The following is a 252-nucleotide window of genomic DNA, read 5'->3' as shown; positions in this document are numbered from 1 at the left end:
AGAACCAAAATAAAGCCGCGAGCAAAGCAAGGCTACCTGAAACAATAAACGCAAATTGCCAGCTATGAAACATAATGCACCAGGCAATCAACGGTGGAGCAAGCATCGCGCCGAGTGAGGTGCCCATATTGAAAACACCTGTCGCCACGCCACGCTCTTTTGCCGGGAACCATGTTGATGCGGTTTTTACACCCGCCGGAATTGCCGACGCTTCGCTGAAACCCATCAGGGCGCGCATAAATGCCAGACCAG

1 protein-coding gene is annotated in these 252 nt (G+C 52.4%); it reads right to left on the bottom strand.

All coding sequences use genetic code 11. From position 1 onward, the window contains the following. Positions 1-238: MFS transporter (locus tag SB756_RS32980; protein ID WP_410913623.1), on the bottom strand; the 238-nt coding region annotated here is incomplete at its 3' end. Positions 239-252: the final 14 nt, after the last annotated feature.

This window comes from Pseudomonas sp. SIMBA_068 (assembly GCF_046534705.1).
GTDB classification, from domain to species: domain Bacteria; phylum Pseudomonadota; class Gammaproteobacteria; order Pseudomonadales; family Pseudomonadaceae; genus Aquipseudomonas; species Aquipseudomonas putida.
Note: the sequence above shows the minus strand (reverse complement) of the source record. Positions and strands in the feature narration are given on the sequence as shown.